At 59.8% G+C, this 4,088-nt stretch carries 4 protein-coding genes and 2 pseudogenes; 4 read left to right on the top strand and 2 right to left on the bottom strand.

Annotation, left to right across the window (positions count from 1 at the left end; all coding sequences use genetic code 11):
- Positions 1–259: 259 nt before the first annotated feature.
- Both HMPREF3115_RS07050 and HMPREF3115_RS07045 read right to left on the bottom strand, forming a co-directional pair.
- Positions 260–1,093, bottom strand: a complete 834-nt coding sequence (locus HMPREF3115_RS07050; protein ID WP_012214048.1) for a class II glutamine amidotransferase — start codon at positions 1,091–1,093, stop codon at positions 260–262.
- Positions 1,094–1,190: 97 nt separating this feature from the next.
- A complete protein-coding gene (locus HMPREF3115_RS07045) occupies positions 1,191–1,520 on the bottom strand; it encodes a carboxymuconolactone decarboxylase family protein (RefSeq protein WP_006401580.1) in 330 nt (109 codons plus the stop codon).
- Between the two features lie 128 nt (positions 1,521–1,648).
- Here HMPREF3115_RS07045 and HMPREF3115_RS07040 point away from each other — a divergent pair, with 128 nt between their 5' ends.
- From HMPREF3115_RS07040 to HMPREF3115_RS07035, 4 genes and pseudogenes are all read left to right on the top strand, one after another.
- On the top strand, positions 1,649–2,596 hold the full coding sequence (locus HMPREF3115_RS07040) for a cupin domain-containing protein (protein WP_070553882.1): 948 nt from the start codon (positions 1,649–1,651) through the stop codon (positions 2,594–2,596).
- 95 nt (positions 2,597–2,691) lie between these two features.
- The gene (locus HMPREF3115_RS28720) at positions 2,692–3,438 is read left to right on the top strand and encodes a hypothetical protein (protein WP_233633000.1); all 747 of its coding nucleotides are present in this window, start codon (positions 2,692–2,694) and stop codon (positions 3,436–3,438) included.
- 12 nt (positions 3,439–3,450) lie between these two features.
- Positions 3,451–3,513, top strand: a pseudogene (locus HMPREF3115_RS30740) (PAAR domain-containing protein); the annotation flags it as partial.
- 186 nt (positions 3,514–3,699) lie between these two features.
- A pseudogene (locus tag HMPREF3115_RS07035) lies at positions 3,700–4,088 on the top strand (hypothetical protein); the annotation flags it as partial.

Raw genomic sequence — 4,088 nt, 5'->3', positions numbered from 1 at the left:
CCAGTCGAGTACAAAGTTGGCGCCGATAAAACCTGCGCCTCCTGTCACCAATATCATGTAGTCCCTTTTACGTTGAGCGGACGCGAGCCTTGCGCGCTCCATGGTCGGCAAGGCCCGTTCAAGGCCGCGCGAAGAATATCAAGAAACCGCGGGGCCGAACGGGCGTCCGGTCCGGCCGGCTCGACCGTGGGGTGCGGGCGGCCCTCGGGGGCGCCGTCTCGCGTCAAACGGTCGAGTTTATCTTACCGACATCCGTCTCCTACTTATGCCGAGGCGCAAACCCCATACGCCGAACCTCCGCGCCGTGCGCCACGATCGCCGTGCTCTCCGGCACTTGCTCCCACGCACCGCGCAGATCGACGAGCGGTTCCGACACGACCATGAACGCATCGTCGCCGGCTTCCGCGATCCGCGGATTATGTGGATACAGAGCGTGCAGGTGCTTGAACGACGTGCTGTGGAACAGCGACCGCGATTGCCGCTCGCTCGAGTAGCGCACCGCGATGATCCGTTCGCCGTCCGTCGCGCAGATCGTCATGTTCAGCGGCTCGGCGACGCGATGCCGAGCCGCGGTTTCCTCGACGATGCCGACCATCCGCTCGAGCGCCGGCAGCGGCGCCTGTTCGAGGCCGTACGTCAGCGCGAGCCGGAACATCAGTTCCGAATCGGTCGAGCCTTCGAGCGTCGGGAACAGCGCCGGATCGATCTTCATCGTCAGATCGCGACGCAGCTTGTGGAAATCGCGAATCAGTCCGTTATGCACGAACAGCCAGCGGCCGTGCCTGAACGGATGACAGTTGGTTTCCTGCACCGGCGTGTCGGTTGCCGCGCGGATGTGCGCGACGAACATCGGCGAGCGGATCGCGCGCGCCGCTTCACGCAGATTGCGATCGTTCCACGCGGGATGCACGGAGCGATAGCGGAACGGCAGTTCGTCGGGGTGCCCGTACCAGCCGATGCCGAAGCCGTCGCCGTTGGTCGTCGTCGCGCCGAGTTCGGAATGCAGGCTCTGATCGATCAGCGAATGCTTCGCGCGAAACAGCACGGTCTCGAGATGGATCGGGTTGCCCGTATAGGCGAGCCAGCGACACATGAAACGCTCCTTCGCGATGTATCTGTGCGCATGGTAGCCGAGTTCCATGCGCGGCCGGCGTGGCGCGAAGCCGTCGCGTCGCGCCGGCCGCGGCGCGTCAGTCGCCCATCGCGTCCATCACGCGCGCGGAGTAGACGAGCGCCGCGCCGGCATTGAGCGCGACTGCCACGCCGAGCGCTTCGGCGACTTCTTCCTTCGTCGCGCCGTGCTTCGCCGCCTCCGCGGTGTGCACGGCAATACAGCCGTCGCAGCGCGTCGTTACGGCGACCGCGAGCGCGATCAGCTCGCGCGTCTTCGCATCGAGATGGCCGGTTTTCGCGCCGGCGCCGGACAGCGCCTTGTAGCCGGCCAGCGTATCGGGCGACAGCTTCGCGATTTCGCCGATGCGCGTCGAGAGTTCCTTCCGGTATTCGTTCCAGTTCAGCATGATGCGTCCTTTGGAAAAGAGGTGAGGAGGGCGGCCGCAGCCGCAATCTTGGCGATGCAGGGCTATTCTGCGCGTTCGCACTGAGGCTTTCGATACGCTACAGTGTCGATTTTTAGCGCAATCGTCTCATGGATGCATTGAGTCAACTGTTATTGCTCGGGCGCAGCCACGTCGAGCTCGATCTGCGCTGTCTGCTCGACGGCGCGTTCGCAATGCCGCACGCATCGCTGCCGCCCGGCGAGGCGGCCTTTCATCTGGTGCTGGCGGGCAGTTGCCGGCTGCGTACCGCCGGCGGCCGTACGTTGCAACTGGCCGAAGGCGACTTCGTGTTGCTGCCGGGCGGCGACGCGCACGATCTGCTCGACGCGATCGCGGTCCGGTCGCGCGCCGCCGCGCCGTTGCGCGAGCCGGACCGCGACGGCGGCACGGTGCTGCCGATCAAGTCGAATCTGGGTGCAGCCGACCGGGATCGCGCGAGCGTGGATCTGCTCTGCGGCCGCTTCGTCTACGCACGCGGCGCCGGCGAATTGCTGATGCGGACGCTGCCGCGCATGCTGCACGTGGGTTTGCGCGACGGGCTCGCGACGGCGCCGCCGCTGCAGTGGCTGACGGATGCGCTGCGCAGCGAGGCGTCGAGCGCCCAGCCGGGCGCGCGGGCGATTGTGAATGCGCTCGGGCAGGCGTTGCTCGCGTATGCGCTGCGCGCGTACGGGCGCGATACGCGGATGCCGTCGGGCTGGCTCGCAGTCGCGGCCGACGCGCGGCTCGGCCCGTCGGTTCTGGCCGTGCTGCAGGCGCCGGCGAAGCCGTGGACGGTCGAGTCGCTCGGTGACGCCGTCGCGATGTCGCGTGCGACCTATGCGCGGCATTTTCGCGAGAAGGCGGGGATGAGCGTCGGTGCATTTGTGGCGCAGATCCGGATGATGCATGCGTGCACGCTGCTGCAGGAGACGCAGCGCGGACAGGCGGAAATCGGGCAGGCGGTGGGGTATCAGTCGGAGGCGGCGTTCGGGAAGGCGTTTCGTGCGGTGCTCGGTACGACGCCTGGGAGGTGGCGACGGGCGTGGAGGGAATAGGGGCATGTGGCTGTGGAAGGCCGAGATCGCGCGGATCGGGAAATTGCAGTGGTGGGAGCAGGCAGCCGGCGTTGAAGGGGTTTCCGAAGAAGGAGATGTTGGTCGCCAATGATTCCAGTCAGGCCGTTTTCTTGAAGGGCTGGCTTGACCGCGGTAACGATTACCTTCGGGTGAAATTAATGAATAATTTGATGCGCATTTTTATTATCCTGTGTTTTCTTATTGAATTCGGGGCTGCGATTGCGCAAGTGCCTCAGGCTGAGGGAAGCCCACTTCTTGGTGAGTGGCGGTATGTTTCTGCGCAACACGAAGGCAAGAAACCTTATTCCACATTTGTCATTCAATTACATAGGTCTTCAGGCAATCAAGTTGCTGGCGCCTATTGCTTTGTCACAGAAGAGGGGCGGAGGGTTGATTGCAACCCCGACGGGGTAAGCAATTTGAGTGGCGTAATATCGCCGGACGGATTGCGTGCAACGATCAATTTCTTCTCGTTTTTTGGTGCAAAAGATGGGGTTGCAGATGTGTCGTTAAGCGATGGTAAACTGCACTGGAAGGTTATAAGAACTCCGGATGGTGATTTCTTTTATGGTCCATTCGATGTTTTTCTGATCATGAATAAAAAGCCGTCCAAGAATAAGCCGGTCGTTTCTAATCGAGCCTACTTATATGTTGGGCCAACAAGCAAAAGTAAATCAAAGGCGTACCTAATAAAAGGGGATCAGGTCGAGCTATTGAATATTTCAGATGACCTGAAGTTTTGGAGGATTAGATATACCACGACAGACGGAAGGACTATAGAGCGCTGGATTGAGTGTGGCACCGTCAACGCATGTCCATAGCGCAGAGCGAAGATGCTTAATTTGATTCGGGTAGGCGACGATACCGACCACGGCGGCAAGGTCGAAACAGGGTCAACTTAGATGCACTGTTGTAGATTCTTCGGTGCCGGTAGGTATGAAGCTCAAGGAAAAGTGCATCATGCACTAAAATGGAAGCTGCGCTCCGCGGCGATTTAAAATCGAAGCCGATGCGTAAAAGTTTGTCGAAAAATGCTTCAATCGATAACGCAGCGAATCGTGACTTCATTTCAATGACAGAATATGAGATTCATCGAAAAAGTCGCACTATTCACGTTCTTTGTGATGGCCTCGTGGACCGCATGCGCCTCACCGGGAGCTTGTAAGAATGAATTAAGAGAATTGGTGGTTCCTTCATTTCAGGATGTTGCAATGAGTAAGAGCGACATCCAGGCTGAGATTGAGGATGAATCTAATGGAATATACAGCGTCAGGGCGTACGTCGCTGCGGATAGCCCCGACAATCTTGATAAGCAAGTATCCATCGGGTGGATAAATTTGGATACAAATTCGATGAAGGCACTGGACGTGACGCGCGACCCAGATCATCCGGACGAATTAAAGGTGGGCGAGGAAAAATACCGAAAATTTCTCTCCGATTGCGGGCCTGTCAGGAATTTTGTGTTTAAGGC

The sequence above is a fragment of the Burkholderia sp. HMSC10F09 genome (assembly GCF_001806955.1).
Classification (GTDB): Bacteria; Pseudomonadota; Gammaproteobacteria; order Burkholderiales; family Burkholderiaceae; genus Burkholderia; species Burkholderia multivorans.
The sequence above is the reverse complement of the archived record's forward strand: the minus strand, read 5'-3'. Positions and strand labels throughout refer to the sequence as shown.

Bases quoted from the DNA above. Each gene is read 5' to 3' on its own strand.
- HMPREF3115_RS07050 (WP_012214048.1), bottom strand. From the start codon at position 1,093: ATGTGTCGCTGGCTCGCCTATACGGGCAACCCGATCCATCTCGAGACC.
- HMPREF3115_RS07045 (WP_006401580.1), bottom strand. From the start codon at position 1,520: ATGCTGAACTGGAACGAATACCGGAAGGAACTCTCGACGCGCATCGGC.
- HMPREF3115_RS07040 (WP_070553882.1), top strand. From the start codon at position 1,649: ATGGATGCATTGAGTCAACTGTTATTGCTCGGGCGCAGCCACGTCGAG.
- HMPREF3115_RS28720 (WP_233633000.1), top strand. From the start codon at position 2,692: ATGTTGGTCGCCAATGATTCCAGTCAGGCCGTTTTCTTGAAGGGCTGG.